Here is a 3,617-nt window from a genome sequence, read left to right on the forward strand (position 1 = left end):
CTACCGGTGGCTCGCTCGACACCGGGCCGGCCGCACCGAACACGTCGGCCGCGCGCTCCTGCAACTGCCGCTTCCATTCCGTGATCTGGTTCGGATGCACATCGAACTGCTGCGCCAGTTCGGCGAGCGTGCGCTCGCCCTTGACTGCCGCCAGGGCCACTTTCGCTTTGAACGCCGCTGAGTGCGTGCGTCGGGTTCGTTTCGTCATTTTCTCGGTTCCTTTGCCTGCATTATCGCTGGCTCAGGCCCCGGTCGTTCCACTTATCCCGCTGTCCGATTTTGCGCGGCCACCTCTGTCAGGATGAAGTTTCCACGCCATGCCTATCAGTTCGGCGAACGAGCCGGCTTGCATCTTTCGCATGACCTGCCTGCGGTGCATCTTCACCGTGAGCTCGCAGATACCCAACTCACCTCCCACCTGCTTGTTCAGCAGGCCGGTCACCACCAGCGTCATGACCTCGCGCTCGCGACAGGTGAGTGACGCGTAGCGATCCCGGATCGATTGCATCCAGGCTTCCTCGCGTAGTGCCACGCGGCTGCACTCGATGGCGTGCCGGATGGCATCGAGCATCACCTGCTCGTCAAAGGGCTTGGTAAGAAACTCAACCGCTCCAGCTTTCATGGCCCGCACCGTCGTCGCTACGTCCCCGTGGCTCGTGATGAAGATGATCGACGTGTCGGTACGCTCGGATGCAATGAGATTCTGCAGGTCGAGGCCGCTGAGATCGGGAAGACTGACATCCAACACCAGGCAGTTCGGGACCATCGCACGCGGGCGCCCAAGAAAGTCCCGCGCGCAAGCGTACGTCTCTGCCCTGAGACCGGCAAAGTCGATCATGGCTTCGAGCGACTCACGCACCGAAACGTCGTCGTCGACGACGAAGACGACCGGCGTCGCTTGCGCCGGTGAAAACTCCGATTCACTTTTGACTGCTAGGGCTGGTGTCATTTCGAACTCCATTCGTAGGCACCTGGAATAATCACTTGACGTGGAGTGCAGCCCGGATCGACCGGAGCAAAGCGGTGTCGCTGAATGGCTTGAACAGACATTCGACGGCACCCCGTTTGAGCATGCGTTGGCGGAGGGCCGCGTCCCCATGCGCCGTGAAAGCGACGGGCGGAACGGTTTGTCGGCGCCACCGCGACTCGCGCTGCAGGTCCATGCCTGACATGCCGGGCAAGGCGATATCGAGGACTAGGCTGTGCTCTGCGCCGGCACAGCCGGATACCAGGAGCTTCTCCGCTGAAGCAAAGGCGCGCTCAGCGAACTCGCGCGACCGATCAGGTAGCGATCCGCACGTCAACTCGTCGTCCACCACTGCAATAAGCGGACGCTCGGCCATCACGGGTTCCTCTCGGGCGACTCCGTAGGTGCGCTGGCAGGCCCGGGTTGACAGGACGGGCCACGATGTACCTCCGCTCCCGCAAGGAAGTGACCCAATCAACAAATGATGGCAAAGGGGGGTGTTCGCTTGTCATGGCAGACTCCCGAATGTGGCCCGGCACGACGCAATTTAAATGAAAAACGCAGAGGCCTCAAACGGGCGATGGTGTTGGCGATACCAGACCAAGGTATGTCTGGGTTCTGTCTGGACCGCCTTCTTTCTGCCATCTTTGGGTTCCTCTTCCTAGAGGCCAACTCAGGCCCCGCTCGTTCCACTTACCAGCCTGTCCGAATTTCCACCAACTGAGTCGCCCCGGGTCTTTAGTAGACGCCAACCTTTGAGAGAATGGAGTCATGGAAACCTAAAAACCAGAAAGCAATGTAAAGAAGAAGGCATCACCGAGATACACGCCGGAGACGCGCGAGGAGGGTTTTTGCGCATGGCGTTCGACTATCAGCACGAGTACGAGAGTCAGTGGACCGCAAGCTCGGTCTGGAGAGCGTGCGGCGCGGCAAGAAAGTACGTCGGCGACGCGATCGGCAGCACCCTGCAGATCGACTCGACACGCTGTTCGTCGATGAACGACACCATCATTTCGGTCGGCGCTCGAGCTCCGCCTGCGCGAAATACGCAGACGCATTACGCAGGATCTCGTTGACCTGAAGCAGTTCGAGCACCTCGCGCTCGAGTTCCTTGATTCGCTCACGCTCCTGCGCTGTCCGACCCGGCAGTGGCCCGCGATCCCGTTCGGCCTGACGCACCCAGTGGTGCAGTGATTCCGCAGCAAAGCCCGGCTTGGCTGCAGTCTACCGGTTCGCGTATCAGCATCTCCACCGTGCAGCGGGCCACTTCGATCCCTTCACGCTTGAGCTGCGTCCACACCTTGTCCGCACCGTGGACTTTGAAGTTCGCGTCGTAGACGCGCTGGATCTCGACGCATAGCTCGGCATCGCGCCGGGCGCGGGCCGACTGCTTAGCGTGCCGGAAGGTTTGCAGGACAATCCCGGACGCCGACGCACCGTACTCGTAGGATCGCGTGCATCGCCAGTTCACGGCTTCACGGCCGAAGGCGCTGTAGGTGGCGAAGTGCGTGTCGACAGCGCCGTGCATCTCGACCCGCTCGTCGCTCAGCAGCCGGAGCCGGCGGTGGAGGCGCCGCGCCGCGCCGCGCGATTTTCGGCGTGCATCCGACAGGGCAGTTGCCGCGCATCATTCTAGAAAGCGACAGCGAAACGCGTTTCAGCTGGCTGCTCCTCGGCCGCAAGCTGTGCTTGGGCACGGCACGTCGATGTCGGCGCCGGAGATCGCGTGCACGGTGCCGGAACTATCGGCGAGTGCGATCCGGCAAATGATGAATCGCGTCGCCGACGAGCGCACGCTGCGGCAGGCAGCCGATGCCGTGCTCGAGTCATGCACCGGCATCCGATCGCCGTGCACTGGGGCCGCGCCGACTTGGCCTCGTCGAACATGATATCGCTGGAGACCACGCGCACAGTCTGGCAGGCACGCGCCGATTCGCGGCGCCGCACGGCATCGGTCGGCATCTATGCGCACCTACGTGACCGTTGGGGCATCTTCTACGATCAGCCGATCCTGCTTAGCGAGCGCCAGGCCGGCCCCGCTATTGAAGGTGTGATTCGGCAGGAAAGCACCGAAGACGTGGCCCAGCTCGCCAGCGATTCCCACGTCTTTACCAACTTTGCGATGGCGCTTGCGCAGGCGCTCGGCTTCGACCTCTGCCCGGGGCTTTCGCACTTGCGCGATCGCCGGCTGCACGTACCGGTCGGGCATACCGTCCCGGAGGAGCTCCTGTCGGTCACCGATCTTCGCAGGGTTCAGGGGGTTCCTGATGAACGCGGGTGCAAACTTACCCAACGCATCGGCGCATGCGACGGCGTTACGTGGTGCTGCTCTCGATACAAATGTCGCTGACCGGCCGAGGCCGTGTGAAAACGCATGGATCGCCTAAACTGAATCAACGCATGGTTACCGGGTGATTCATGAAGCGATTCGTTGAAGGCGATGACCGCAAGCAGGTCGCATTACTTCCCGAATGCGTCGATGACTACATCGGGCAGGACAATCCGGTCCGGGTCATCGATGCCTTCGTCGATGAATTAGATCTTGCGGAACTTGGTTTCAACGGTACCACGCCAGCAGCCACGGGTCGTCCGTCCTACCATCCGGGCGTGATGCTCAAGATCTACGTCTATGGATATCTGAACAGGGTGC

General features: G+C 61.6%; 5 protein-coding genes, 2 pseudogenes and 1 other annotated feature. Of the genes and pseudogenes, 2 read left to right on the top strand and 5 right to left on the bottom strand.

The genetic code is table 11. From position 1 onward, the window contains the following. The 5 genes and pseudogenes from E1N52_RS43130 to E1N52_RS45210 form a co-directional block, all read right to left on the bottom strand. Nucleotides 1–208: transposase (locus E1N52_RS43130; RefSeq protein ID WP_133189477.1), on the bottom strand; the 208-nt coding region annotated here is incomplete at its 3' end. A gap of 33 nt (nt 209–241) precedes the next feature. After that, nucleotides 242–949 carry a response regulator transcription factor gene (locus E1N52_RS43135; protein WP_133191175.1) on the bottom strand — a complete coding sequence of 236 codons (708 nt, stop codon included), beginning with the start codon at nt 947–949 and terminating at the stop codon, nt 242–244. A gap of 31 nt (nt 950–980) precedes the next feature. After that, nucleotides 981–1,343, bottom strand: a complete 363-nt coding sequence (locus E1N52_RS43140; RefSeq protein WP_133191171.1) for a response regulator — start codon at nt 1,341–1,343, stop codon at nt 981–983. Between the two features lie 558 nt (nt 1,344–1,901). Next, nucleotides 1,902–2,188: pseudogene (locus tag E1N52_RS45205) on the bottom strand (IS3 family transposase); the annotation flags it as partial. Further along, nucleotides 1,914–2,018 (bottom strand) — a sequence feature (AL1L pseudoknot). Its footprint overlaps the pseudogene before it by 105 nt. Nucleotides 2,189–2,201: 13 nt before the next feature. Further along, nucleotides 2,202–2,363, bottom strand: a pseudogene (locus E1N52_RS45210) (IS3 family transposase); the annotation flags it as partial. Between the two features lie 330 nt (nt 2,364–2,693). Between E1N52_RS45210 and E1N52_RS43150 the strand changes: the two are divergent. Both E1N52_RS43150 and E1N52_RS43155 read left to right on the top strand, forming a co-directional pair. Next, nucleotides 2,694–3,317, top strand: a complete 624-nt coding sequence (locus tag E1N52_RS43150; RefSeq protein WP_425468216.1) for a Tn3 family transposase — start codon at nt 2,694–2,696, stop codon at nt 3,315–3,317. 68 nt (nt 3,318–3,385) lie between these two features. Beyond that, a partial coding sequence (locus E1N52_RS43155) for a transposase (protein ID WP_133191111.1) occupies nt 3,386–3,617 on the top strand: 232 nt, incomplete at its 3' end.

Origin of the sequence: Paraburkholderia guartelaensis (assembly GCF_004353905.1) — a bacterium.
In the GTDB taxonomy this organism is placed as follows: domain Bacteria; phylum Pseudomonadota; class Gammaproteobacteria; order Burkholderiales; family Burkholderiaceae; genus Paraburkholderia; species Paraburkholderia guartelaensis.